Raw genomic sequence first — 24538 nt, 5'->3', positions numbered from 1 at the left:
AACTTTAAACTCTGCTGAATGATTACGACGTTTTCTTCGTGTCATGGTTGACTCCAAAAACAAGCATTTCCCATGCTCATTGGGGAGTAGATTATCACTTATAGGCGTGGTCTAAAATCCTAGCCCCACATCAGTATGGCACAGCGTTAAAAAAGAAGAATTTGTTTTATAGGGGATTCAATGCGCCCGGAAGATACTAATTCCTGTGTATAACGCCGTTCATACCAGCAGTTTTTCTGTTGATCAATCAGTGGAGATGGATTGTACAATCCTAAGTTGTTTTGGCTTGAAAGATTTTATCTCTAAAGAAGCAATGTACGAATATGTTTGTGAAAATTTGCATTTAGACTTAGACGAAGTAGATGGAACAGAGCCATTAATTATAAAGCAGGGGAATAAGTTTATCCTTGTCTGTGATCGTGGATTCCCATCGGATATTGAAGATCCGAGTATTTATAATTACTTGTCCAATTATATCCAATAGAAATCATTTTCTATAAAACAGAGTGTGTTTCCACACTCTGTTTTATACGGTATTTAGGTCCTTTAAAAGTTCAAAAGCATCCATTTCTTTAACGATGTTCAATAAATATTGCCTGTTGTTTAATAGCAATTCATCAAAGTGACGTATATCAACGATATTACTTAAATTATGTATTTTGAATTGATTTTTTGACATGTAATTAATGCATTCATCTTGATCAAAACATTTTGTTGCTGGAGATCCTGATTCACTTATGAAAATAATGCTGCTGTTCCACATAGATAAATAAAAATATCTGTAAATTTTATCATTTCGCGAAGAGTACCAGTCAGGAAGCATAATTTCACAAGAGTACTTAACATCACCTCCATGAGAATATTGATCCCAAAGTTCAATCATTTCAGAACGTTTTAATTTAGATGTCTCCAGTGCTAAAACTGTGTATTGAGAATCCCTACTTAACCCTAATTTAAAACACATATCTGCGTAATTAATCTGATCGATATCAATTGTGTCTTTGTATCGTTGTTTTTTTAATTGATTCAATAATTCAATCTGATTGCTTGTAAAAATATCCATCCATTGAGTAACTGGCAATGATTTTATTAGGGCCAAAAAAGCTTTTTTATCTTCTCTGGTGCAATCTATGTCTTCTTTCACTTGTCTATTCCGCAAGTATCCATAATTGCCATTTTCTAAATCGGAGCTAACCCAATATGCATCCTGTAAAGTTCTATCGGCTTTACTTTCTAAAGGTGTAATGTCAAATAGTCGGAGATCGTTAGGACAGCACTCTGTAAATGTTGGATGCTTAATAGGTCTGCTGGTATACGCTATTAAAGTTTTACGATGCTTTGATAAGAGAAAAACACTATCTAAATAGTTAGTCATCGTGTTTAGAACGGATAAAGGTAAGGCATATTCTTCATTTTTAGTTTTATATGTATCTAGGACGTCTATCTCAGAGTAACATTCAATATAAGGATAGTGTTGATGCTGACGAAAATTAGCAATAGCTTTTTTATTCTTACTATCAGAAAACTCATATTGAATATTATTCGAGTCTAACCAACTATAAAATGATTGATTAATAATATCCTTCACACGATGATCGATAACCAGGATATCTGGTATTCCAAAAACTAATGGAATATTTGGGCCATTAGTCTTGTAGTAACGGCTCCAAAAAGTCTTCAGGAATTTTGACAGGGAACAACTACTGTCATTTTTTTCATAATATTCCGTGTAATTTAATGGAAAATCATTGACGGAGATGCCAAGTAAACATAATGGCTGCATTGATAGATCAGGATCTATAACTAATGGATCATTAGAACGCATTACGCCGTAGTTAGGCTCTATGAATACCCGTTTGCAAACCTGTACTGTTAAGTAATGAATAATTGGCATCATCTCTGACATATTACGTGAAAATTTTATTATTCATAAGATAGACGATCTTTATTCTAACTCCAAGGATAACCCATTGTGTATTGGTAACTTTTAAGAAATATTTGAACAAACATACAGCTCTCAATACAATGGGTCTCAAATCATAGTAAGGTTTTTTTCATGTCTACTTGCAGTTCAACGTCAGGAAAACCTGAAACGAAAGTTATCGCATTTAGCGGTGCAAATAAAAAGATAAGCGATATTCTTGACCTCGAGCACGTCAGATCTAACTCGCTTTTACAAATTCCTATTGCAGCTGAATTATTATCAGCTGGATTTCCTTCACCAGCACAAGATTTTATTGAAAAGTCGGTCGATCTCAACGAAATGCTGATCACCAATGAGTACTCTACGTTTATTGGTAAAGTAGGCTCTCGTTCCATGCTAAATGCTGGTATAGATATTAACGATAAGCTCATAATCGATAGAAGCTTCAATGCCAAGCATCTAGATATTATTGTTGCTCAGCTAGAAACAGACTTTACCGTTAAGCGGTTGATGATCACCAAGCAAATGTCAGCTGGTGAAATTAATGAAATTTTTGGTCCAGATGCAAAATCTATCCCTCCAGTTTGGCTTAAAGCAGAAAACCAAGAGCACTCACATATTTTTCTAAAACCTGAACAGGAATTGATTGTGTGGGGCGTAGTGACTTACATCATTAAAGACGCACGAAAATGACAAACCGGGTATTTATTCATGTTGATATAAATTCGGCATATTGTTCGATGGAAGCATTTTGGAACCCTAAGTTAAAGGGTAAACCATGCGTTGTCTTAAGCTCTAATGACGGAACAATCATCGCGAGAAGCGCTGAAGCTAAACTCTTAAAAATCCCGATGGGTGCGCCACTCTTTAAGGTCCAAGACATCATCAATAAACATAACGTTCATGTGCTATCGAGCAATTTTGCGCTGTATGGCGAAATGTCACGCCGTTTTCATGGAATATTATCTGGTTTTGTAGATCCAAGCTGTTACAGCATTTACAGCATTGATGAAGGCTTTATAGAATTTACTCAATTTACTAAAAACTTTGATGCTACTGAAATGGCACGGGAGATTCGGCATCAAGTATATAAGTTTATTGGCTTAACAACGTGCGTGGGTGTTGGTAGAACACTGACTGAAAGTAAAATGGCCAACAACCTTGCCAAAAAGAATCCAGAATTAAATGGAATCTGTAATTTAGTGACAATGAGCCTGGTAGATGTCGAAAGCTACTATCAAAGCATGCCAGTTGATGAAATATGGGGTGTAGGGCGAAAGTACGCTAAAAAGCTTAATGACATGGGGATTTTAAGTGTGCTGGATCTTGCAACATCCAACCCGAATCGAATGCGTGAACTCTTCAATGTGAATATGCAAAGTACGATTTTAGAATTGCTTGGCCAGCCATGCTTTGAATTTGAAAGTTCACCTAAGGCGAAACAACAGATTGTCTCGAGCAAATCTTTCGGCCAGAAAATTACTGAGCTCTCAATTCTTCAAGAAGCCGTCAGCAAATATACCCATAATGCATTCAATCGGCTTGTTGCTGAACACCAGCTTTGCGGATCTCTGATTGTTTTCTTGCAATCCAACCCATTTGACCAGTCAAAACCGTATTACAGCAAATCGTTAACATACACGTTTACCCAACCTACAAACAATTTGATGCAACTGGTTAAAGCTGCCACATCACTGATTGATAAATTGTACAAAGAGGGGATAGAGTTTAAGAAATGTGGCGTGATGTTGTGTGAATTGATAAAAGAAGAACATCGCACGATCGGCCTACTAACTGACGTAGAGCAGCTTGAAAAAGAGCAAGCGTTAATGACGGCGTTTCAAAACATTCAAAGTAAGTTTGGCAAGGCTAAAATTGCTGCTGGATCATGTAATCTGAAAAATAGAGATTGGGAACCTAAGTCAGAACGTCAAAGCCGTAACTATTTTAGTGAGGCTGGTATGATTGTTTTCAATTGATTCATTTGAGGGAATTTGTTGGCAATGACGGGGATGGTCAGACTCGAACTGGCATTCAAGGAATCAAACCTTTGCCTTAAAGAGATTGATCAAATCTCAAAATCAATTGGCTACACCCTCGGAAATATAAGAAATTAAGATTGCTGATAGCTTCTTGGTGATTCAGCTGGTGTACCATCATCATATCGCCAAAATAAGAAGCTTCCACTCCATTCGACTTCACCTGAAGCATAGTCACGGATCTTATCGCTCCAGCGGATAGGTTTAATTTCATGGTCTAAGAATTCATCCCACACAATAAATGCCGTGCCATCTTTGTTTGGGGTTTGGTCCTCTATGAAGAACCAGGGTGACTTCACATCACCAGAACAGCGTTTTGTCATTTTGTCTCTCTCACTCTTTTGAGTCGTATGCATATTCATATAAGCCTCAAATCAATTGAAAAGATCCTGGAAACTGTTTTGAACGTCAGATCGTGCGATCGGCGCTGTTTCTTGTTGCACAACTTCATCAATCAAATAAGCAACAGGACTTAGAGATTGGCTTTTTGTGAAAGTCGGTGCACCAGCTTCAGCGATAAACTTCTCGCTAATCGGTTTTTTGATTTCTAAGCGATACACACGGCGCAGCTTGTTTAAGCAATCAGACATTGAGCCATCGCCAATACCGTGACGGGCTTTCTTGTTATCACGAGTCTTAAACGTGAAGTATGGAAAATGTTTGGCCATGACTGCAGTAATGTCTTTACCAACCAAGTAAATGTGGCTGTGTGTTTCGTAGAAGTGGGTAAATGACGTCTCTACGTGATAAGCAGCCAACAAGCTTTTTGCTTGAGGGTCAGTGATAACCGATTTAACTTGGTTAATCATTTTTTTGGTAATTGTTTTGTTATTCATGATGAACACCCTATAAATTTGATTAATTAGATTGAGTTAATGCAAGTTGCGTAAAAATACGTTTTAGGCACACTTTACATGTAACAAGGTGCGGTACCGTGTCCACGGTAACTTCACCTACTTTCATTTTGAATTCTTTCTTTGCTTCATCTGCAGGGAATAAGCCTCCAGCTGAGCACAAGTACTGGTTTTTCTCACGAACCAATTTAGATCCTGAGTAGTCTTCATCAAAAACCAAGTGAGTCACTGTATTTGATTTTTCACCATCGCCCCATGATCCAGCTGACAAGCCTGACATTACAATTTTTACACCAGTGAACCATTTGAACGGTAAAGCACTGAAGTTTTTCTTCTGATCGATAGCATCAAAGATCGGTTTAGCTTGTTGCAGCGCATTGAATAATTCAAACAATGCAGTAATTTTTTTCTTAGCATCCTGTTCAGCCTGGTTCCACTTGGTTTGCGCCTCATACTCAGCACGGGTATACCAGACCACTTGCCCATTTTTTGCATATAGCCAAAGTTTTTTACCAGTCATGAGATGGTTCACCATCGCATCGGGCATATCAAACATGAGGTTGTTAAATGACATAACTTTGTCATTCAGGTTGATAAAAGACTTTTTATCTTCAGGTAGTAGCACCGGCACTAACGTAGAGCGTACTAATGCTTCGTAGTTGTCAGTAGACATGCTAGAACGTGGGAAACTATGACCTGTAAACACTGGCTTAAGATAAGGGTTGTATGGCAACTCAGTTGCTAAAACCTTGGTGGACCATTCTTCCCACAAATTGAACTTTTTAGCTTGTTCAACCATATGGTGCAGATCTGCAGTAGAAATTCTAACTGATGGCATTGAAGGGTTATTTATTGATTCTGGCGCACGAGTTACACGAACAAGTTCTATAACTTCATGCGCTTCAATTGGACCATATTTGCGATCAAGGTTTTTGCTAAGTAATTCATTAATAGTAACCATTTCAACTCCAAGTTTTAAGCTTTCTGCTTCAATATGTTTATTTTAAGATAGAACCTAAACCAAAAACTTTTTTAAAATTATTTATTTTTATTATTGTTTTACTGGTCCTTGCTGCGACTTTTAACAGATAGCAGCTAAAAATAGTAATGAGGATGCTATTAAAATGATGGAAGCAATTAAGGTACCATACAAATAAGCATTGATCCTGGTGCGCCAGATCTAGCGCTGGCCACAACCAAATTTCTAAACCTTTTTTTAATCAATTAAAAAACATCGAATGCGGTTTTCAACTGCCAACCAGTGAAGCAATAGACATGCTTCACTGGTTGTTGTTATTAAGCTTCAGTCAATTCATTAATATCTAGGATATGAACGCCGTTTGATGTCAGTAGCCAACATGAGAGGGTATGTGCTTCAGTGACTTGAAGTATGAGGCTGTTAAGAGTGTCACTAGATTTTTTGCAGTAAAGGCAATCAGGTTCAGGATTGCTACCATCATCATCAATCAATGGCGTGTCAGCAATTAAGCGGTATGAAGCATACTTAATGATGTCAATATCATCGGCATTGATTGGCTCTTTTGAGCTTAGGCGTACTTGCTCTAAACTGAATGCTTCAGGTTCAATCCATTTAACCTTACTGGTGTTTTCAATCTGGTAACTTAACTGAGTGCCGTCAGCAAAAAACACGACAAATTGACCATCTTCAATGTGCTGTACTTTAAAATTGCATGGTATGGTGAATGTGTTGTTCATATCTATGCTCCGACTACTTATAGGCGTTGAGCCTAAGTTGATTAATCGTTTAAAACAGATTCGATAAAAGAGAGTATTTCAGCTTTAAGAGATGCTGAAATGGTTGCAGTATTTAACTGGCTTAAATACATATCAGCTTTGTCTTTTATTTCTTTTGACGTTGCGGTTTTACGAATTAAAACTAATGTATTCCACATATTAAAAGCCCTTTAGGATAGTGATTAAATCTATATTCATTATACAAAGCGCAATAGCTGTTTAATTTTTCTTAAAATTTAAAAATTCAAAAACTTTTTAATCAATTAAAAAACATCGAATGCGTTTTAAAAAATGCCCAAAAGAAAAGGGATAAGGTTTTACGCTTATCCCTGTTTGGGTTTTAGATATGACAATCAACAATCGTGATTATATAGTCGCTTGGAAAGCTCTTGAGCAAGGCTTGGTTTTTGTTTTCCCAATCTTCTTCCTTGCGAATATCCTGTCCAAACATGCCACACTCTGAACCTGTCCAGTCGCCTATTTCATCACCACTGGTCGCATCTAAGAAACAGTATGTACCGAATGGGTTTGCTGATTTTTTAGCTAGGAATTCTTCACGGCTCACCAAAAATTCATCAAATTCATGTCCGAATATGCAAAACAAGTTATCCGTATCATTGGCTTTCATTAATAAGATTGCATCTTGGTTGTGATAGAAATTACGCTTATCGTTCACTGATCCGATTGATTCATCAGACCAAACATCAGCCCATGACCGCCAAGTACGTGAAGCATCACCGATACACTTCTCAAAATAGTCATAAACACGGTTAGCTTCGGTTTTTAAGCGGTTGATTTCGGTTTCAAAATCTAGCTCACCAATCGGACAGCTATCCACTTTTCGTCCATCAAGACGCAACAGCATGTTTTTCCAACGTCCTCCGATTTCATACCAATCGTATTTCGGATTCGGGTTGGTGGTGGTGAAGTAATCGACCACTTTACCGTCAGCATCAAGCTCTATCCATTCTGTCCAACTTTCATCAGGTTTTTCACCTGTCAAAACAGTCGGCGTAACTTTTTCGTTATACCAGTTAATGAACTGTTGAAGCTCAAACACTTCAGTACATGGCACATCTTTTTGATGCCATTGAATGAACATGCCTAAATCACGAATGCGACTTGAGTACGTACCATCATCGTTTTTGACCTGTACCACTGATAAATGCTTACCGCCGTTCGGGAAGTCAGCAAAAATATCACCTTTGTTGTTTTTGATGGCATCAAGCTCTAAGTCTGTTGCATCACGCACGAAACGAGGGTCGTCAAGAAACGCATAGCGTTCTTCACCATCATCTAAGATAGGCTTTGAGTTTTTCATCAAAGTGATTTCTGTCGATTCGTATTGGTCTTTAATTTCGTCCAATGATGATTCTGAAATGCAATATTTGTTTTTAATGCCTGAGCATTCAAATTCGTAAAATGGTTCTAGGGCATCTACAACATCACCATCAGGGGTGGTAACTACTGCAACTGTGAAATGTGACATTTTAAAATCTCCAAGTTTTGAGCCGTGTGCTCTACATCTGAGATTCCATAATAGTTATTAAGTGGCGTTTATAACTTTTTCCTTAAAATATTAATGAAGCTGAATTTAACAACGGTAGTGGTTCAATAATGAAAATATTTTAATCAATTAAAATCACCGTATACGTTAAATAAAACTAATATCAATTATTATATTTAACTAAATAAAATAAGGCTCACATATTAAAATAACCTGATTACATAGATGTCAGTTCCACAAATAAATCAGAGTTTACACAAATAAACTAGAGCAAGAATAAAAATTATATTATCTATAAGCTTTAATTTTTCATTTTGTAAAAATATATGCCTGTTAATAATGACAAAATAACGACTATTGATTGCTTCCCAAACGATAATATTAGTCGAGTGGTTTATAGATATGGCGGACTTGTTAGAAACGAAGATAACGATTCAACTAATCCTTTTGTTGAAGTGTTATTAATTGAGATTAGAAAAAGTGATCAATGGTTATTTTTAGATAAGTGCTCAACATTCCTTGTTCCCGTACTTGATCTTGATGCTGTTCAACATGGCAGTATTTGGGATGGAAATGTTTTAACCGATCAATCCTATCGATTTTCAGGAAAACTCATTACAAAACGATTTTCTTTCGACTTCACCAATAATAAACCTAAGAATATAAAACTTACTGACAGAATCCCCAATACTTCTGAATACTACATTCCTTTAAAAAACTATTTCCTCCCAAATAAAGTTGATTATGTTCTACAAGGCTATCCATTCACTAAATACACCAATGATTCATATCGTAAAGTGAATCACTGCTTAATGCATTCCAATGATGGAACTCAAGTCATCACATCATCAATTCATATTTTGCATAGCTTATTCGTAAATCGGAAGGATATTAGGGGACTTTTATTAGGAACTTCGAGTCAATCCATCATTAATCGTTTTTTAGAATCTTATACAACAGAAATTGTGGACGATAATGTTGAATATAAAATTAAAATCAGAAAACCATATGAAGATATAGGCGAGACTGCAATTATTTTTCTTGCTAATCTTGCCTTAAACCCATATGTGCAGACGATAGTTGATAAAATTCAACGAAGTATGGAAATTACCGAATTTAATCATCTTCAGCAGGGTACAGGCAAAAGGTATCCCATTGTGTTTCCGCCACATCCCACAAAGCTTTTCCTTGAAGCAGAAGGAATTTGGCTAGATGACAATAAGACTCGTTTTTTTATCACTAGAGTGAAAAAATTTGATCCTATTAACGATCACATGATTGATGTCAACAAAGACCTAACCAATACAATTTCAAAGCCTGATGAGAAAAATCCTAGACCTCGTGAAAAAAGTCAAAATAAGAATGAGCACATCAATACTCAAAAACCACCATCAAGAACAAGCGGTGAATATCGTAAGCGTTCTGAGGTGGAAACTGGAAATACACAAGGTATTCTGAAGTATTCTTTTAATGAACCAACCAATGATCCAATTGAAGTCGGAGCATCTAATCAACCTTATTCAGATAAATCAGAAGAGGTTGAAACATCTTCTGATGAACCCTATGGTAATCAAAATACTAAGATCAAAAAATCTGAAACGACAGATACACCACCTAGCAGAGATGAACGTTTTGACATTCAATACATTATCCAATCTCTCCAAGAACTTGCTTCTGAAATGGGTTCTCCTCTAGAACATCTGTCTGCAATTAATGAACATGGTGAAATGATAGCGAGTATTAATTTGCTTCAAATCAAAAAACTTGTGCCTGAACCCAAGCATCCATCATGGATTGATTATGATAAAGGGCGAAAATTATTGTTCTTAAAATTAGACTTAAAAGATCAAAATGGATTTTCCTATCTCATCGATATACATAAAAATAAAAATCATGAAGCATTTTGTGCTTTTCTTATTTTTACTCAGAATAAGCTAACAAGCGAACAAATTAAAAAAATCTGTATTGAACTAGAAAATGCCAAGGGAATAAAAAAATGGACACTCTACTGTGATAGTTTCATTCATAAAATGATTGCAATAAAACATTTATACGCAACACCAGATGAATGGAAAAATCGCTTTAAAAATTTATTCATAAGCTTACAGAAGGACAAATCCTAATTAAAGAATATTTTTTATACAATCATATGTGCATGAAATTACTTGGTATTTCATGTTTTCTATAAATTTGCGAAATAGAAAAGAGTGAAATTTTAGTTCAGTTCGCCTATACTAACAGTTCAATTTAAATTTCTATTCGTATTCACACACTTATGCTTTTGACTCCACCCTAGTTTATTTACCCATCTTTTTGTAAATAACTCATCACTGTCTAGTGATGTGGTGTAGTAGCTTGTGTGTCATATATCACATCACTAGCCTTTCCTAAAATTTAAAAAAATAGGCTATTTTCATGTTATCCACTATTCGAGAACAATGGTTCTCCAATATTCGCGGGGATGTTCTTGCGGGTATTGTTGTTGCTTTGGCTCTAATTCCTGAAGCAATTGCTTTCTCCATTATTGCAGGCGTTGATCCTAAAGTGGGGCTATATGCTTCATTCTGTATTGCTGTTGTGATTGCTTTTGTGGGCGGTCGTCCTGGTATGATTTCTGCTGCAACTGGTGCTATGGCTTTATTAATGGTCACACTGGTTAAAGAGCATGGTCTGCAATATTTATTAGCAGCCACAATTTTGACAGGATTTATTCAAATCCTAGCAGGCTATCTAAAATTAGGAGCCTTGATGCGTTTTGTATCAAAGTCAGTCGTTATTGGCTTTGTAAATGCCTTGGCTATTCTAATTTTTATGGCTCAATTGCCTGAACTTACCAACGTCACTTGGCATGTTTATGCGATGACAATCGGTGGTTTAGCGGTTATTTATCTATTTCCCTATATCCCAGTGATAGGGAAACTTTTACCCTCTCCCCTCATCTGTATTGTCCTACTTACGCTCTTTGCCTTATTCATTGGTTTAGATGTAAGAACTGTCGGTGATATGGGGCAATTGCCGGATACGCTTCCAATTTTCTTGCTTCCTGATATTCCTTTAAATCTTGAAACTTTAGCTATTATTTTACCCTATTCACTAGGTTTGGCAGCCGTGGGTTTACTTGAGTCCATGATGACCGCAACAATTGTCGACGATTTAACAGATACCACCAGTGATAAAAACCGAGAATGTAAAGGGCAAGGTGTTGCCAATGTCGCTTCAGGCTTCTTAGGCGGAATGGCAGGCTGTGCCATGATTGGTCAATCCATTATTAATGTGAAATCTGGTGGACGTACCCGTTTATCATCATTTAGTGCAGGGGTCTTTCTGTTAATTATGGTGGTGTTTATCAGTGACTGGCTTAAAGCCATTCCAATGGCTGCACTGGTTGCTGTCATGATCATGGTAGCAATTGGAACATTTAACTGGGATTCACTACGCAATATCCGCCAATATCCCTTATCTAGCAATATTGTGATGATCGTTACAGTCATCGTGGTCGTTGCGACACATAATTTGGCTTATGGCGTATTAGTTGGTGTACTTCTTTCTGCATTATTTTTTGCCAACAAAATTGAACGCTACATGGCAATTCAGTCCGAATTTAATGAACCTGAAAATACCCGTACTTATACGGTAACAGGTCAAGTGTTCTTCAGCTCAGCAGATAAATTTACTTCTGCATTTGATTTCAAAGAAGCACTTTCAAAAGTTGTAATTGATGTTAGTCAGGCTCACTTTTGGGATGTTTCTGCGGTCGCTGCCGTAGATAAAGTGGTCATTAAGTTTAGACGTGAAGGAACAGAAGTCGAACTTATTGGAATGAATGAAGCCAGCAAAACCTTAGTCGATAAATTTGGCATCCATGATAAACCAGATGCATTAGATCGCTTAAATAGCCACTAAGAGGGATGAAAAATGTCAAAAATTATTGCATGTATTGATGGATCATTAGCAACAAATACCGTATGTGATTATGCAGCATGGTTTAGTCAAAAACTTAACGCACCGCTTGAACTTTTACACGTAATCGATACACCCAAAGCTCAAGCACCTCAAGATTTGAGTGGCGCAATTGGCTTAGGTAGCCGTGAAACACTTTTGCAAGAGTTGGTTGAGCTTGAAGAGCGCAAAGGCAAGATTGAACTTGAACATGGAAAAGTTTTGCTCAGAGAAGCAAAAAAATATGTACTCGAAAAGTTCAGTCTGGATGCTCATAGTTTCCAAAGACATGGGAGTTTATTGGAAACTGTTGTTGGATTGGAAGAAGACATTCGTGTGTTGATTATGGGCAAACACGGCACGCAGACTGAATACCGTTCTGACAAAATTGGTTCGCAGATCGAAAGTATTGTCCGTGCTATTCATAAACCCGTATTGATTGCATCCACTCCATTCCAAAAGCCACTTTCATTTTTAGTGGCTTTTGATGGTAGTCCAACTGCAAGAAAATGTGTTGAACGCATTGCGTCAAGTCCATTACTTAAAGGTCTTGCAGTACATTTGGTTTATGTCGGAAATCCGAATAGTGAAATGCAAAATCAGCTCTCTTGGGCAAAAGAGCAACTTGAATCACAAGGTTTTAATATCACCTCGAATACGTTGGATGGTGAAGTTGATAAGGCAATTATCAATTACGCTGAACAGCATCAAATCGATTTGATTGTGGTTGGGGCTTATGGTCATTCAAAGATACGTCAATTTTTTATTGGCAGTACCACCACAAAAGTGATCACAAGCGCTAATAAACCAGTCCTGCTACTACGATAATTTCATGAAGGGGTAGAATTTTAATCTATCCCTTTATTTTTAATAAGTTATAAAAGGAATCATAAATATGAATACGATGTTAATAAGCCCAACTCTAAATGTTTCTTGTTCTGAAAATGTGCTGTTAAAAATATCCTCATACTTTAGTGTATCTCATGAACAAGCTTATCGAAAAGGCGTAGATTCTCTTTTAAAATTAACAGAGATGGTAATAGCAAATAATGAACATTCTGAAACTATTAAACTTTTCTTATGTGATTGTCATTTAAGAACATCTATCAATTTAGATGATATATCCGATATGCCTACTCAATTGATAGGCGATTGCCTTAATGTGATTGTTCTACGTTATGCATTTAAAGCTTCATTAGGTGATTTTTTGGGTGGTGGTGATAACTTAATTAACACATGGAAATCTACTCTATAAAGGTCTCACATACTACTATCTCAGAATTTTCAGCGCGTCTTTTTAATATTTCATTAATGAGCGGTGGGACAATTACTAAAATAATCTGCTGAAATCTCAATAATAATGATCAGCCAACTCACTGATCATTATTTTAAGTGCTTCAACTTATTGTTTTTTTGGCAACCAATAATATTGCCCATTAAGCACAACAGTAAAACCATCCTCGATCTCAGTAATCATTTCCTTTTTAATCTTTAGGGCATCAATGTAAGGAAGTTGATGAAAATATCTAAGTCCACTTCTGACCCAACTTAGAATAAATTCACTGTCACTTAAATCAGTTTGGGTAAGTGCAATAAGTTCCATTTCTAGTTTTTTCTTTTGTTTAGTCTTTAAAAAATCAGATTTTTTCAATTTTAAATAATCAATGGAAGCACCGTAATTCTCATTCAAAAAGTTAATGAATCCAGTGAGCGCAGCAGCTTGACCCGAATAGAGAGCGTCTAAATTTTTTTAAGAAATTAATATTTTCCCAATACTGATCATATAATCTTGTTTCACTGATAATTTTGAACTTCCATCCTTTATCAGCAGCAAAACGATGGGCTGCTCTGAATTTTGGTTTTAACTTATCCCAGTCCTCAACAAGCTTTTTCTTAGGCTTAATTTCGATGAGCATTGGTACAGGAAAATCCTCAAAATCATCACAATTCGAGCTTGAAAACTGCACTAAAAAGTCAGGAGTGTAGGTTGATTGATTACCCAATTCAGTAATGTAGGGGATAACTACAGGTTGACCGATAACATCAATCACATTGTTATTAAATTCTTGCTTAAGTAACCCTAGTTACGGATAAGCTAAATTTCTAACGACATGAATTTTTGGCTTATTCTTCTGACAGAGTTGATAAGCACATAAAGATGAAAATATGCCTGCTAGAAAACCGGAAATAGTCCGATGTTTACTGCTTACTAAATGGTATTTTTCTTTCAATAAGCCAATTAACGTTTCAATTTTTTTCCGCTGTCTCAAGTGGTATTCATCAGAAAAAGGCAATAGACTTACTCGCATATTCTTTCTAGGATAAGTAATTAAATCAATATCTTGCTCTAATAATTTAGTTTTTATTGATTTTCCAATATAACCTCTATCTCCATAAACAGTTGCCAATAAGCCATCAACTAATTCTTCGATTTTTATAATGTCTGCAATGTGTCCAGTGGATAAAACTGTTTTCACAATTTGTCCTTCACTATTCATGAGAAGGTTTAATTTGCAACCATAAAACCAGTCTATAGAACTTTTGCCACGAGAAGCAATATCCTCCAAAGCATGGTGGCCTCTAGGAATTCTTTTGTTTTTACAAACAGGTAAAGGTGTTGAGTCAATCCATAGATATTGACATGCTTGTCCTTTGCTTAAAGCACGGTGTAGTGCATGAATCGCAAGCTGATGTTGGTTAATCAGGCTGAGCATATTTTTATAGCAAGGCAAAGACTTAAATAATTTACTCTCAAATTGATAAAGCAATTGGAAAAATGTTTTAAAATTATTTACTTGCGATGTTTTATAACAAATTGCAATCGTCACAATTTCAGAGAGGGATAAGGTTGCTAATCGAATTCGTTTACGCTTATTTTCCTGCTTGAGAAATTGCCAATAGATAGGTTCAAATTTCTTAAAAAAATCATCAATAACACAGAAGATTTCTGTAAAATCAAACATGGTGGTTAGAGTCTTTGGTTTGTGTAGTAACTTTCTAAATGGCTCTAACCATCTTTTTTTCAAGCGGTTTTCTTATCCGTAATTCGGGTTAAGTATGAAATCACGCTCAAGGGTCGATTCAAACCATATGGTTTTTTCACCTCTAAAGGCATAATTTCCCGAAATACTCCCATAAACAGTTTGAGCTTTTCTAACAGGTAAGTATTCGTCACTCAATTTTTTCATAAAAAAGTCACCATTCAGGCACTCGTGCCTATTAATGTAATTTTGCAAGTCACTCTTATCTATTTATGTAAATAATCTAATTTAATTGTGTGAAATTAGAGTGACAACCTATTGATTATCTATAATGCCACTCTATTCTATTGCTGTAAATGACAATAGATCTATATCAAAAAAAAGATGGCAATATTTAATTGTTGCCATCTTTTTGAGTTCTAGTTAATGATTAAATATATTCTTCAACCGTACTGGTCATAAGTTTTTTCATCTTGTAAGGTTTGTAATGAGGAATATAACAAGGCTTGCAAACTGATTCATAGGTTTTGGTATCAGAATGATAATAAAAACGATCCAGTGGTTCATAACCGTTGCAATGATGGCAATAACGCTCAAAACCCAATGAAGTGAAGATCATCTTCTCCATAAATGCTTGTTTTTTATGTTTTGCTTTAAGTGTGGGTGAGTTTTTGACTTCACAAGAACAGATGTAATCTTGGTAACTATCTAACTCTGGTGATTCTTGGTATATACGAACAAACCGACTTAAGACATTAGGATCAAAAATATTCCATTGCTGGTCATGTTCTGAAAATAGGAAATATCCATCTGCACCTGATGGCATTTCTTTACTGTATTTCGAGTAATGGATAACATGTTTTTCCGTTGGCTCAAAGTCATTCAGGAACATTCTCAAGGTATTGAGGTTCGGGAATTGGACTTTCATTAACTGTGCTTGAGTCACCAGATTGGATCTTGATTCGTAGTTCACCAGAACCATAAGTTTACGGCTTTTGTCGATTCTGCCGATGATGTAATTATAGATATGATCAGACATTGTATTTTCTCCTATTCCATAGAGATCCATGTTAAGAACATGGATCATTACCAAAAAATGCAATGAGATCGTTGCTCTGGTAGCTAAACTGCAATTCGGTGTAGTCCATTTTCAGTGTGCTATCTAAGTACGGTGTAATGTCGAGTTGCACGAATGAATCAATAAATTCATTTTCTGCGCCATACGCATCTATTGAGCCTTTGAACAGCTCCAGTACATTGCATGTTACATAGTCGCCAATTTCTGATTTATGTGTCTTACATGATGGTAGTAGTGCCAAGTCATTCAGGATCACTTGAACATGAGTGCCATCATATGAGCCTTGATATAGGCTGTAATGTTTTTCAGGATTCAAGATACATTCAAGAACTAAATCAAAGTTGTTGCTGTAAGAGTTACGCGTAGCGACATATACACTTTCTGCTACTGGCTTTTCAACTTTGGTGAGTGTGATTGAGTCTGAATGCTCATAAGCGAACAAAATAGGGTCGTCTACGTCTTGTTCTTCATCTGGCTCAATGTCCATTAACGCCAAGCGTCTATCTTTGGTTTCTTGGTCGAGAATTTCCCAACCATCGATAGATAAAGTACCGCCGTCAGCAAGTTGAATGAGAACAGGGGTTTCTTTGTCCTGATCCGTATTGTCCAGAATGGTGAAGATCCCTAGTAATCGAACCCATGAAGTGATTAACTGGCAAATGGGTAGGTTTTCATTAATTTCATGGCGATTCTTGCAAGACTCGCTAAACATCGCCAGATTTTCAGGGTGATTAATATCAATATAGACATTGTGCAAAACAGCATCAGCACTGGTGTTGTTTGGTGCTTCGTAGCTCAATTCAATCAATAAGTATTTTTTAGACATGATCAATATTCCTTAGTACAAAACTTCAGTGCCAACAACGCAATCCAAAAACTTACCTTGCAGATCAAATACTAAAAATTGTTGCAGTTCTTTTTGTGTCGAGTGGATGTTAAAAACAGGCACAATCAAGCTGTCTTTTTCAAATAGGTTATGGTTGTTAATGACGAAATCATGAGCTGAATAGCAATGACCTTGCAGATATACACCGCAACGCATCAGCTTATCTAAATCAAAAGATTGAGAGATGTAGTGAACATCTTCTGGTGCATATTCACTGGCAATATCTCGGCTATATGCAAGATTGACTTGCTTGACCAAGCTTTGTTGAAAAAAGTCGCTGTCATGCACTTCTGAACGTGCGATGTCAGTAACAACTAAAATGGGTTGTGTTTCCCAAAAAATGCTGAGCAATTGATTAAAATCAAGATGCTCAGGGAATTGAACTTTTGAAGTAATAACGCCCCAATCATCAAGGGTTAAAGATAGAAAGTTTCCGTAATGATCAAGCGGAATAACCGTTAATACATTAAGGTCTTGATGCAATTCTTCGTTATACGAAAAATCAGCAAGGGAATGACCTGTATTTAATTCAGGATTCACAATAATGTTTAATGTTTTAGAACGGTTTGTAAAAAAATCAAGTAGGCTTTTCATATCTTCAACTCCAAGTTATAAGCAATTGCTTAGGTATGAATTAATTATATTTGTGAAATATCCCTTAAAAACTTTTCTCAAATTACTTATGGAACTGGCAATGAAAAATTCCAATATTTTTTTAATCAATTAAAAAACATCGTATACGTCATAAAATCTAAAGGCATAAAAAAAGAGGGTAGACCTTTATTGGATCTCCCTCTATTTGTTTAATGGTTTCTTATGACAGGTTGTTTTTAAAGTACTCAATCAGTCTTAAATAAACAGTGTTCGCCATAAAATGTGAGCTATGCAGCGCATTAAAATCTGCGACATCTTCAAAACATTCAGTCAGTAATGCACTGGCGAAACCTTTATTCCATGTATTGAACTTTTCCAGTTCTGCATCTGACAGCAAATCATATTGAATCATGTCATTAATGGCCTGGCGTTGTAAATTAATCGCCACATCCATGACTTCGCCCTCAATCAATGCATGAGAATCATCAGGATTGAATCTAAATGATTCGTGAGCGTCTGCGATGACTTGAGCCTGTAACGGTGCATTGACTTCAATGCAGTAGGCTTGTGACTTGTGTTGGTGAAATAAAACGACATCCAGTTCAATGTTAAAAATAAACTGCGGATCTGCTTTGGTTGCTACGCCAATCACATTGATGACGCAACTTGGTAAACCGTCATACGCTTGGGTGAAGCTTTGTAGCAAGTGGCGCACATTAGCAGTACCAGCATTAAATTTTTGTAGTTGCATTGTCGTATCTCCAAGTTTTAAGCAATGAGCTTTGATGTAATAATTATATCGGTGCATGTAGACTGAATAACTTTTCAGTAAAAGTATTTCGGCTGATAGGCTCATGATTTCAAGTTATTTTTAATCAATTAAAAACACCGTTTACGGCCATCATCTTATGAAAGGAATAAGCTATGGGTGCTTATTCCTGGTGGGTGTAATTAGTGCGGTTCTACGTCATACGTGTTTTCATTTTCTTTAAGTCTGGCTTTTTCACGCTTCAGTCTTAAACGCTCCTGATGTTCCCTGTATAGGTTGGTGAGTTGACCGACTGGCAAATGTAGAAACTTTAGATCAATGTTTCTTACCCAACTATCAACAGCAAGCTTTTTGCTTTTTTTAACGTCTGGCACTTCGTAATGATCACGCTTGATTGCGCCTTTTACGGCATTTAACACGAGATCCGCGGTAGCTTCATTCCAGCACTTGAATAATTTAATGCCTTTAAACGCCTTATATTTTGCTGGTACTTTTTCACTGTACTTAAACAGCTCTCCAGTAGATGTCACGGCGATAAACCAGTCACAACGGACAAGCTTCATCGTTTCTATACGTTTTAATTCGTTTTTTTCTCTTTGTTGTTCTATTTCTTGCATATTTGCAAAGCCGAATAAGTCAGGCTTGTCAATTTTCATAGTCGCCATTTGAATTTTTTATACCTCTCAATGAACGTTCGGATCTCAAAAAAACCTAGCATTGGTTGGTCAATGCTAGGTGTTGTGTTTATTGGTCTTCAGGCATCATAAAAGTAATGATAGGCTCACCATTCACACCAGGCCCAACCGTAGCAATATTGGTGATTAAGGTGTCAGAAAAGGTATGCGGTGTATCTTGTAGAGCATATTTAAACTTAACGCTTTGGTCATTAAGTGCAACTGAACCACGAACGCTCATGTTCAACATATCAAAGATGGTATATCCCATTAAATCATTGATTTTTTCTGCATCAGCTTCCGTACCATTCGGAAAAATTGCTTTTGCAGCTGTCAGGTGCTTGTTATACAAGTTGCTTGTAATATAAACAGGGAACTTATAGAACTGTTTGCAATCTTTGGCATGTTCTTCTTTATCGCTAAGGCAAATAATCACGCCCTCTTCTAAAGCGTCTTGTAAAGAAAAAACAGTGATGACTTCAGCACCAGCGAAAAAATTATTCATAATAGCTACTCCATGTTTTAAGCAATTGCTTTTGATGTTTTAATTATAATAAATCCATAAACCTTAAAACTTTTTTTTAAAAAAAAGATAGTATTTATTTAGGTTTAACAAATATAATTAATATAGCTTTTAATATATATGGGGTTTTAGGTGGTACTAACAGGAACAATTAAAAAATATAATAATGAGCGTGGTTTTGGTTTTATATCTACGAGTAATTTTGGTGATGTATTTTTCCATATTAAGGATTTTCAGAAAGGCGAACAGCCAATAGTAGGTCGAGAGGTCTATTTCGAGGTAGTTAAAAAAGAAAATAAAAATAGGGCAATCCATGTTTACTATTCCGACCATGAACAAACGCATGACAAGCAAAAATCATTGCCACTATATCTATGGATAATTTTTATTAGCATAGCTATTGGGGTGGCATATCTAGGTAGCATTCAATTAAAGAAATATCTATATAAAGATAATCAAACTACAAATGTTATATATCAAAAGCCAGTAGCCTATAAGTGCGATGGTCGTAAGCATTGCTCTCAAATGCGATCTAAAGAAGAAGCTGATTGGTTTGTGAAAAACTGCCCAGATACCATGATGGATGGTGACGGCGATGGCGATGCTTGTGAAAATGATTCAAGGTGGTAGTTGTATAGTTTCAGACAATAAAAAATGAGCTATTAATACTTAATTAATAACTCATTCCTTAGGTTGATTTTAGATTTCTGCCAGTGTTTTACCGTCTTGTAATTCATTAATCTGCGCCAGTGTGACAGCTTGAGCGTCATATTCTTCTGTCACATACGATAAAATTTCTTCTATTGAGCATTCACCAACTACACCCCAAAGCACAAAATTGGTATGGGTTTTTTCATTCCAGACCTGCTCAACTTGTTCTAGATCCAGATGCCCAATACTCACCAAAAGGTCATAAGCCAATGCCCAATTTTCGTAACGGCTGACAGATTCATCAATGATAGGATCATCAGACATTAAATAGGTCATCATTGCCTTAGCTTTACAGAACTTTTGCATTGTTTCGTTTAAAGTTGTCATAAACATCATCTCATATTGATTGGTTTAAAATCATTTTATGCTGACAGGTGGTGTCAAAAACTTATTCAAAAACAAAATTATTCCAAACCATTTTTAATCAATTAAAAAACATCGCTTGCGGTTTTCATCCTAAAAAGGTGCCAAATGGCACCCTAATTTACAGCGATCCACAACCCTCCTTGTTGAATGCGCCTGGTGGAACCGTCCAGTTATCCGTGAACACTGGTAGGTAATAACTTTCAATTTTGGACTGTACCAGTGCTTCCATATCCTGAATGTCGAATGGCTCAATGCCATTGCTCAGACTGACGACATCGATCTTTGAGCGACTGATCGTACAATCAAACTTTTGTTCATAACCAGCGATCAGCTGAGCGCGTTCCGGGTAGTAGGTGCTGATGGTTGACCAGATTTTAGGGCTGTTGAAGATACAGGTCATGCATGAGCTACGGCCCCAACCTAAGCGATATGGCACTGGTGGCGTAACCTTGTACTTCTCCAGTAACGCCCATACTTGCTCTTCAGTGAAGTGAAGCACGTTCTTCCACCAGTCAACGCGTCTTGCTTTCTTACCGCTTCTACGGTCGCATGGGTGCGGTTCTAGCTGGTTGTACTTACTGCGGTTTGGCGACTCTTCACGGCGTTCACCAGTGATAAAACAAATGTTCTTGCCGTCAAAGCGTTCTTGGTTGTTCAATGCTCTGCGTCCGACATCGATCTTTAACGCTGAAGAACACCAGCGCGTCATGAGGCTGGCTGCTTGTTGTGGGAACTTCAAGCGTGTGCCTGGTTTACTGCGGTTGTTGTCGCGTTCAAGCTTAATTAAGCCCTCTGGTGTTTCTACGAAGTGGGGTTTTGAGTAGCTGTTTTCTTTGAGCATTTCGCCAAGGAAACCGCCCTCGAGCCAACTGAAGTACAATGGTGTGTCGAATGCCTGAGCGAATGCTTTGGTATAGTTTTCCATGAACACCCAATCCATGAACGGCTGGTTTTCTTCATCAATTTTGTGGTGCCAAAGCTCAATTTTGCTTTTATCTACTCCAGCCTCCAGTAAGCGCAAATACGCTGCAATCGAATCCTTACCGCCACTTAAGCAGACAATAAAAATGTCATAGATACTTAGATCGATGTCTGGTGCTTCATGAAAAACATGCTCAGCCAGTTCTTTGTTTAGATCGGTACCAGACAGCAACTCCAGTTGCCCGGCTATTGTTGGGATGATGACTTGATCATCGTACTTATGCGCTGTATTCATTCGACTTACTCCAGATTTAAGGCTTTGTGCCTTGCTTGCTATGGATTAAGTATAGAGGGGTGTACCAGGGGAAAAACTTTTCTCAAAATTTAAAATTATTGAAAATATTTTAACCAATTAAAATCATCGTAAGCGGTTATAACGTCTAGCAAAACGGCATTGCGCCGTTTCGGTGGTTACTTATATTTTTGGATGATGCGTTCAATAAATCGAATCATTGTGTCCTTATCAATTTTGGCCTGGTCGTAATTGTCATAGCTAAACATCACCAAAGCATCTTCCTGAGTGATGCCAAAAAACTCACGTACTGCTTTCCACTGGTAAACGACTGGTACAGTGACAACAGGCGCATCTTTTAGCTCTTCATTGCTGAGTATTTTTTCATACATGAAGATTGGCCCAACAGAACCATGAAAATTGAAACCTAGATTTTGGAAATACTCGACAGACGTAGCCCAACCAATCAGGCATCCTACAATATTTTTATCTAACAATTCTTCAGTGGTGAAACCTGAAAAGAAATCGGTGTGTTGTTCTGTATGGCTTGCGTCATAATCACGCCAAATGTCGAAATCAAAGCTTTCATCAGGAATGACCTCGATCACTAGCTCAATCAGCTTTTCTAAACGCTCAACGGTCGTTGCTTTGTTCATATCTGCTCCAAGTTTTAGGCGGTGTGCCAAAAGGGGTAGCGGTACATACTGGCGCACGTACCGCTGTTGGACTTACAAATCCAGTTGAATTAAGAACAGTGGTAAAGGTGCATCACTGTCTTGTGTAATGAGCATAGGCAAGAAGAAACTAAATCCCTCAAAAAACACGCCCATGTCGTAATCATCTTGAAAATAAAAGGGCTGTGAAGTGATACTGACATTCTCAATAGCACTAATTAGTGCCTCGATGTTGGTATGTTTTGCTGTATCGATCACATACACACGAAAACCGGCTTCTGTGGTGTTCGGTATCTGTTGTACTTGCTGTGGCAAGTAAAAGCCAAGTTCGTTGATGGCACTGACGAATTGCGGATTTTCAATTTTCATGGGTAGGTTTCCTTATTGAACTACTTTTGCGTTATTTAAATTTTGCAATGCGATATGCGTTAAACGTTGATTAATGATTTCGTCATACGGCGAAATGAAATCCTCTTGCCAGTTATGCATGAGATATTCGATCGGGTATGTTTCCAGATATTCTTCTAATGCTTCATTCGGCTTAGGAACGAAAGCTAATGGCTCTTTAATGTTGTAATTGCTGGCGATATATTCCAGTGGATCACAATCACCTGGTACGTTGACCGTAGCAATAAACTCAAGATAAGCACCATCGGGGAAAAACTTATTGAAGCAATCAACCACAACAGATATTTCACGGACTTCATCATCATTTAAAGTGAACTCACGGACTTCTTTATCCAGTGCAACAATTGAGCTAGATAACAAATGGTCAAGGTCTTGTGGACGGATGTTTACACGATCAATAACATGGTTGATATGATCAATAATCTCGTCTTTGATTGGGTCTTCAAAAGCGTAGTTGCTCTCAAAAATAATATGATCGACATCTTCATAATTGAGTCCAAAAAACTCACGTACTGCTTCAGAACCGCGATAAACAACATTTGTTTTGAGTTCTTCATAAGTGAATGGCTCACCAGTATTCGCACGGAATGGCGCATAAAGGGGAACGCCGTCAAACAACATGAAGTTAAGTCTTCTAAAAGTAGCATCAGCTGTCGCCCAACCCATGACGCAACAATCAGCATCACTAAGTAAAAGCTGAGCAAAAGTCACATTTTCGGTTTTTGAATCCGTGCGCCATTTGTCCAGATCAAAACGTTCATGTGGTACTTGCTTAATAATATTTTTTAAATGATTTAGCTTATCTAGTTGATGCATTAGAGGACTCCAAGTTTTAAGCAATTGCTTTCGATAGAGTCATTTTATTTAAAAAATACTAATGAATAACTTTATTGGAATTAATTAACCGACCTAAAACACGTAAAGGATATTTAAAATATTTTAATCAATTAAAATCATCGTATACGTTTTAAGCCATGCTTAGACAGCGTATATACCGGTCTATTTTTCTAATGCAAAAAAAAGAGTACTTAAGTTCGGACTTAAATACTCTTAATGAGTTGGGGCATTATTCCCGATTGGCTAAGTTGAAAAATAGTGAATACATTGCATTCTTAAATAACCAAAAGGTGAGGGGATTATCCGCTTCATCTTTAGACTGGTGGCGAATGATATTCCAGTTGAAATACTTTTCTGAATAGCCCATGTGAGTGACATAAGCAAAATTACGAACGTCATTTTCTGAAACGTATTGGAATGCTTGTTTAAGCTCATTTTGGGTGTTTTGTTCGCCGTCATGGTCAAAAGCATCAGCTTCTAAGATAAGTTCGCGCATGCCGACCATAGCAAGGTATATGACTGCTTCAAAGTCATAGTTCATCATGCGTAGGAAGTGTTTTTTCAAAAAGGCTTCGTCAATGTGTTCAACTTCTTTGTAATTTTTAAGTGCGCTTAGACCATGCACACCAAAGATATATTTAAGTACACGAAATTGAGCGCATAACGGCAAGTTTTCACCCTCCACATGTGAGCAAAGGGCGGTGTAGCGGTTCATGTCGATGACTGAGCGTAAGCGTCCGCTGAACACACCTTATGAATTCATCCTATAAGCCTTAATTTAGTCCCCACTTAAAAACAAGTGGGGA

26 protein-coding genes and 3 pseudogenes are annotated in these 24538 nt (G+C 36.9%); 7 read left to right on the top strand and 22 right to left on the bottom strand.

Features of this window, described 5'->3' with window-relative positions; all coding sequences use genetic code 11:
* Positions 1–526: 526 nt before the first annotated feature.
* Positions 527–1897: a hypothetical protein gene (locus PV763_RS14865; RefSeq protein WP_227553500.1), complete on the bottom strand. Its 1371-nt coding sequence runs from the start codon at positions 1895–1897 to the stop codon at positions 527–529.
* A 159-nt stretch (positions 1898–2056) separates the two neighbouring features.
* Between PV763_RS14865 and umuD the strand changes: the two genes are divergently transcribed.
* Positions 2057–2617 (top strand): translesion error-prone DNA polymerase V autoproteolytic subunit, encoded by a 561-nt coding sequence (gene umuD / locus PV763_RS14860; RefSeq protein WP_005006020.1) that lies wholly within the window; start codon positions 2057–2059, stop codon positions 2615–2617.
* Entirely contained in the window at positions 2614–3903 is a 1290-nt protein-coding gene (locus PV763_RS14855) for a Y-family DNA polymerase (RefSeq protein WP_038350012.1), read from the top strand. The genes umuD and PV763_RS14855 overlap by 4 nt, the downstream gene beginning before the upstream one ends.
* Positions 3904–4037: 134 nt before the next feature.
* Here PV763_RS14855 and PV763_RS14850 read toward each other — a convergent pair whose 3' ends face one another.
* The 6 genes from PV763_RS14850 to PV763_RS14825 all read right to left on the bottom strand — a co-directional run bounded on the left by PV763_RS14850 (position 4038) and on the right by PV763_RS14825 (position 8061).
* Complete coding sequence (locus tag PV763_RS14850) at positions 4038–4286, bottom strand: hypothetical protein (RefSeq protein WP_420938132.1); 249 nt, start codon at positions 4284–4286, stop codon at positions 4038–4040.
* A gap of 51 nt (positions 4287–4337) precedes the next feature.
* Positions 4338–4799, bottom strand: coding sequence for a hypothetical protein (locus PV763_RS14845; RefSeq protein WP_420938131.1), 462 nt, complete (start codon positions 4797–4799; stop codon positions 4338–4340).
* Between the two features lie 22 nt (positions 4800–4821).
* Complete coding sequence (locus PV763_RS14840; protein ID WP_227504909.1) at positions 4822–5778, bottom strand: hypothetical protein; 957 nt, start codon at positions 5776–5778, stop codon at positions 4822–4824.
* A 335-nt stretch (positions 5779–6113) separates the two neighbouring features.
* Entirely contained in the window at positions 6114–6533 is a 420-nt protein-coding gene (locus tag PV763_RS14835) for a hypothetical protein (RefSeq protein WP_214288679.1), read from the bottom strand.
* 41 nt (positions 6534–6574) lie between these two features.
* On the bottom strand, positions 6575–6730 hold the full coding sequence (locus PV763_RS14830; protein ID WP_005006030.1) for a hypothetical protein: 156 nt from the start codon (positions 6728–6730) through the stop codon (positions 6575–6577).
* A 182-nt stretch (positions 6731–6912) separates the two neighbouring features.
* On the bottom strand, positions 6913–8061 hold the full coding sequence (locus PV763_RS14825; protein WP_042892727.1) for a hypothetical protein: 1149 nt from the start codon (positions 8059–8061) through the stop codon (positions 6913–6915).
* Positions 8062–8405: 344 nt separating this feature from the next.
* Here PV763_RS14825 and PV763_RS14820 point away from each other — a divergent pair, with 344 nt between their 5' ends.
* The 4 genes and pseudogenes from PV763_RS14820 to PV763_RS14805 all read left to right on the top strand — a co-directional run.
* Positions 8406–10202: a hypothetical protein gene (locus PV763_RS14820; RefSeq protein ID WP_002059883.1), complete on the top strand. Its 1797-nt coding sequence runs from the start codon at positions 8406–8408 to the stop codon at positions 10200–10202.
* A gap of 292 nt (positions 10203–10494) precedes the next feature.
* Positions 10495–11982: a SulP family inorganic anion transporter gene (locus PV763_RS14815; RefSeq protein ID WP_043041686.1), complete on the top strand. Its 1488-nt coding sequence runs from the start codon at positions 10495–10497 to the stop codon at positions 11980–11982.
* A gap of 12 nt (positions 11983–11994) precedes the next feature.
* The gene (locus PV763_RS14810; protein ID WP_043041688.1) at positions 11995–12846 is read left to right on the top strand and encodes a universal stress protein; all 852 of its coding nucleotides are present in this window, start codon (positions 11995–11997) and stop codon (positions 12844–12846) included.
* A 67-nt stretch (positions 12847–12913) separates the two neighbouring features.
* Positions 12914–13204 (top strand): annotated as a pseudogene (locus PV763_RS14805) (hypothetical protein); the annotation flags it as partial.
* 216 nt (positions 13205–13420) lie between these two features.
* Here PV763_RS14805 and PV763_RS14800 read toward each other — a convergent pair.
* From PV763_RS14800 to PV763_RS14760, 9 genes and pseudogenes are all read right to left on the bottom strand, one after another.
* Positions 13421–13756 (bottom strand): annotated as a pseudogene (locus PV763_RS14800) (hypothetical protein); the annotation flags it as partial.
* Positions 13752–14069, bottom strand: a pseudogene (locus tag PV763_RS14795) (Tn7 transposase TnsA N-terminal domain-containing protein); the annotation flags it as partial. The pseudogenes PV763_RS14800 and PV763_RS14795, both read right to left, overlap by 5 nt.
* A 33-nt stretch (positions 14070–14102) precedes the next feature.
* The gene (locus PV763_RS14790; RefSeq protein ID WP_043041805.1) at positions 14103–14981 is read right to left on the bottom strand and encodes an IS982 family transposase; all 879 of its coding nucleotides are present in this window, start codon (positions 14979–14981) and stop codon (positions 14103–14105) included.
* Between the two features lie 448 nt (positions 14982–15429).
* On the bottom strand, positions 15430–16038 hold the full coding sequence (locus PV763_RS14785) for a hypothetical protein (protein ID WP_033917498.1): 609 nt from the start codon (positions 16036–16038) through the stop codon (positions 15430–15432).
* A 31-nt stretch (positions 16039–16069) separates the two neighbouring features.
* Positions 16070–16903, bottom strand: coding sequence for a hypothetical protein (locus PV763_RS14780; protein WP_033917499.1), 834 nt, complete (start codon positions 16901–16903; stop codon positions 16070–16072).
* Positions 16904–16915: 12 nt separating this feature from the next.
* Positions 16916–17557 carry a hypothetical protein gene (locus PV763_RS14775; RefSeq protein ID WP_038350028.1) on the bottom strand — a complete coding sequence of 214 codons (642 nt, stop codon included), beginning with the start codon at positions 17555–17557 and terminating at the stop codon, positions 16916–16918.
* Between the two features lie 220 nt (positions 17558–17777).
* The gene (locus PV763_RS14770; protein WP_038350029.1) at positions 17778–18308 is read right to left on the bottom strand and encodes a hypothetical protein; all 531 of its coding nucleotides are present in this window, start codon (positions 18306–18308) and stop codon (positions 17778–17780) included.
* A gap of 200 nt (positions 18309–18508) precedes the next feature.
* Complete coding sequence (locus PV763_RS14765; protein WP_420938130.1) at positions 18509–18991, bottom strand: hypothetical protein; 483 nt, start codon at positions 18989–18991, stop codon at positions 18509–18511.
* A 79-nt stretch (positions 18992–19070) separates the two neighbouring features.
* A complete protein-coding gene (locus PV763_RS14760) occupies positions 19071–19505 on the bottom strand; it encodes a DUF6573 family protein (RefSeq protein ID WP_038350030.1) in 435 nt (144 codons plus the stop codon).
* A gap of 150 nt (positions 19506–19655) precedes the next feature.
* Between PV763_RS14760 and PV763_RS14755 the strand changes: the two genes are divergently transcribed.
* The gene (locus PV763_RS14755; RefSeq protein ID WP_038350031.1) at positions 19656–20153 is read left to right on the top strand and encodes a cold shock domain-containing protein; all 498 of its coding nucleotides are present in this window, start codon (positions 19656–19658) and stop codon (positions 20151–20153) included.
* 69 nt (positions 20154–20222) lie between these two features.
* Here PV763_RS14755 and PV763_RS14750 read toward each other — a convergent pair whose 3' ends face one another.
* From PV763_RS14750 to PV763_RS14725, 6 genes are all read right to left on the bottom strand, one after another.
* On the bottom strand, positions 20223–20561 hold the full coding sequence (locus tag PV763_RS14750; RefSeq protein ID WP_042892733.1) for a hypothetical protein: 339 nt from the start codon (positions 20559–20561) through the stop codon (positions 20223–20225).
* A 157-nt stretch (positions 20562–20718) separates the two neighbouring features.
* The gene (locus tag PV763_RS14745) at positions 20719–21816 is read right to left on the bottom strand and encodes a phosphohydrolase (RefSeq protein WP_042892735.1); all 1098 of its coding nucleotides are present in this window, start codon (positions 21814–21816) and stop codon (positions 20719–20721) included.
* Between the two features lie 176 nt (positions 21817–21992).
* Entirely contained in the window at positions 21993–22469 is a 477-nt protein-coding gene (locus PV763_RS14740) for a hypothetical protein (protein ID WP_005006052.1), read from the bottom strand.
* A gap of 72 nt (positions 22470–22541) precedes the next feature.
* A complete protein-coding gene (locus PV763_RS14735) occupies positions 22542–22856 on the bottom strand; it encodes a hypothetical protein (RefSeq protein ID WP_005006055.1) in 315 nt (104 codons plus the stop codon).
* A 12-nt stretch (positions 22857–22868) separates the two neighbouring features.
* Positions 22869–23711, bottom strand: coding sequence for a hypothetical protein (locus PV763_RS14730; RefSeq protein ID WP_005006057.1), 843 nt, complete (start codon positions 23709–23711; stop codon positions 22869–22871).
* Between the two features lie 250 nt (positions 23712–23961).
* Entirely contained in the window at positions 23962–24447 is a 486-nt protein-coding gene (locus PV763_RS14725) for a hypothetical protein (RefSeq protein WP_420938129.1), read from the bottom strand.
* Positions 24448–24538: the final 91 nt, after the last annotated feature.

The organism is Acinetobacter sp. AS5 (assembly GCF_048957595.1).
In the GTDB taxonomy this organism is placed as follows: domain Bacteria; phylum Pseudomonadota; class Gammaproteobacteria; order Pseudomonadales; family Moraxellaceae; genus Acinetobacter.
The sequence above is the reverse complement of the archived record's forward strand: the minus strand, read 5'-3'. Positions and strand labels throughout refer to the sequence as shown.

Coding starts and splice junctions, on each gene's coding strand:
- PV763_RS14865 (WP_227553500.1), bottom strand. CDS start 1,897: ATGATGCCAATTATTCATTACTTAACAGTACAGGTTTGCAAACGGGTA.
- umuD (WP_005006020.1), top strand. CDS start 2,057: ATGTCTACTTGCAGTTCAACGTCAGGAAAACCTGAAACGAAAGTTATC.
- PV763_RS14855 (WP_038350012.1), top strand. CDS start 2,614: ATGACAAACCGGGTATTTATTCATGTTGATATAAATTCGGCATATTGT.
- PV763_RS14850 (WP_420938132.1), bottom strand. CDS start 4,286: ATGACAAAACGCTGTTCTGGTGATGTGAAGTCACCCTGGTTCTTCATA.
- PV763_RS14845 (WP_420938131.1), bottom strand. CDS start 4,799: ATGAATAACAAAACAATTACCAAAAAAATGATTAACCAAGTTAAATCG.
- PV763_RS14840 (WP_227504909.1), bottom strand. CDS start 5,778: ATGGTTACTATTAATGAATTACTTAGCAAAAACCTTGATCGCAAATAT.
- PV763_RS14835 (WP_214288679.1), bottom strand. CDS start 6,533: ATGAACAACACATTCACCATACCATGCAATTTTAAAGTACAGCACATT.
- PV763_RS14830 (WP_005006030.1), bottom strand. CDS start 6,730: ATGTGGAATACATTAGTTTTAATTCGTAAAACCGCAACGTCAAAAGAA.
- PV763_RS14825 (WP_042892727.1), bottom strand. CDS start 8,061: ATGTCACATTTCACAGTTGCAGTAGTTACCACCCCTGATGGTGATGTT.
- PV763_RS14820 (WP_002059883.1), top strand. CDS start 8,406: ATGCCTGTTAATAATGACAAAATAACGACTATTGATTGCTTCCCAAAC.
- PV763_RS14815 (WP_043041686.1), top strand. CDS start 10,495: ATGTTATCCACTATTCGAGAACAATGGTTCTCCAATATTCGCGGGGAT.
- PV763_RS14810 (WP_043041688.1), top strand. CDS start 11,995: ATGTCAAAAATTATTGCATGTATTGATGGATCATTAGCAACAAATACC.
- PV763_RS14790 (WP_043041805.1), bottom strand. CDS start 14,981: ATGTTTGATTTTACAGAAATCTTCTGTGTTATTGATGATTTTTTTAAG.
- PV763_RS14785 (WP_033917498.1), bottom strand. CDS start 16,038: ATGTCTGATCATATCTATAATTACATCATCGGCAGAATCGACAAAAGC.
- PV763_RS14780 (WP_033917499.1), bottom strand. CDS start 16,903: ATGTCTAAAAAATACTTATTGATTGAATTGAGCTACGAAGCACCAAAC.
- PV763_RS14775 (WP_038350028.1), bottom strand. CDS start 17,557: ATGAAAAGCCTACTTGATTTTTTTACAAACCGTTCTAAAACATTAAAC.
- PV763_RS14770 (WP_038350029.1), bottom strand. CDS start 18,308: ATGCAACTACAAAAATTTAATGCTGGTACTGCTAATGTGCGCCACTTG.
- PV763_RS14765 (WP_420938130.1), bottom strand. CDS start 18,991: ATGGCGACTATGAAAATTGACAAGCCTGACTTATTCGGCTTTGCAAAT.
- PV763_RS14760 (WP_038350030.1), bottom strand. CDS start 19,505: ATGAATAATTTTTTCGCTGGTGCTGAAGTCATCACTGTTTTTTCTTTA.
- PV763_RS14750 (WP_042892733.1), bottom strand. CDS start 20,561: ATGACAACTTTAAACGAAACAATGCAAAAGTTCTGTAAAGCTAAGGCA.
- PV763_RS14745 (WP_042892735.1), bottom strand. CDS start 21,816: ATGAATACAGCGCATAAGTACGATGATCAAGTCATCATCCCAACAATA.
- PV763_RS14740 (WP_005006052.1), bottom strand. CDS start 22,469: ATGAACAAAGCAACGACCGTTGAGCGTTTAGAAAAGCTGATTGAGCTA.
- PV763_RS14735 (WP_005006055.1), bottom strand. CDS start 22,856: ATGAAAATTGAAAATCCGCAATTCGTCAGTGCCATCAACGAACTTGGC.
- PV763_RS14730 (WP_005006057.1), bottom strand. CDS start 23,711: ATGCATCAACTAGATAAGCTAAATCATTTAAAAAATATTATTAAGCAA.
- PV763_RS14725 (WP_420938129.1), bottom strand. CDS start 24,447: ATGAACCGCTACACCGCCCTTTGCTCACATGTGGAGGGTGAAAACTTG.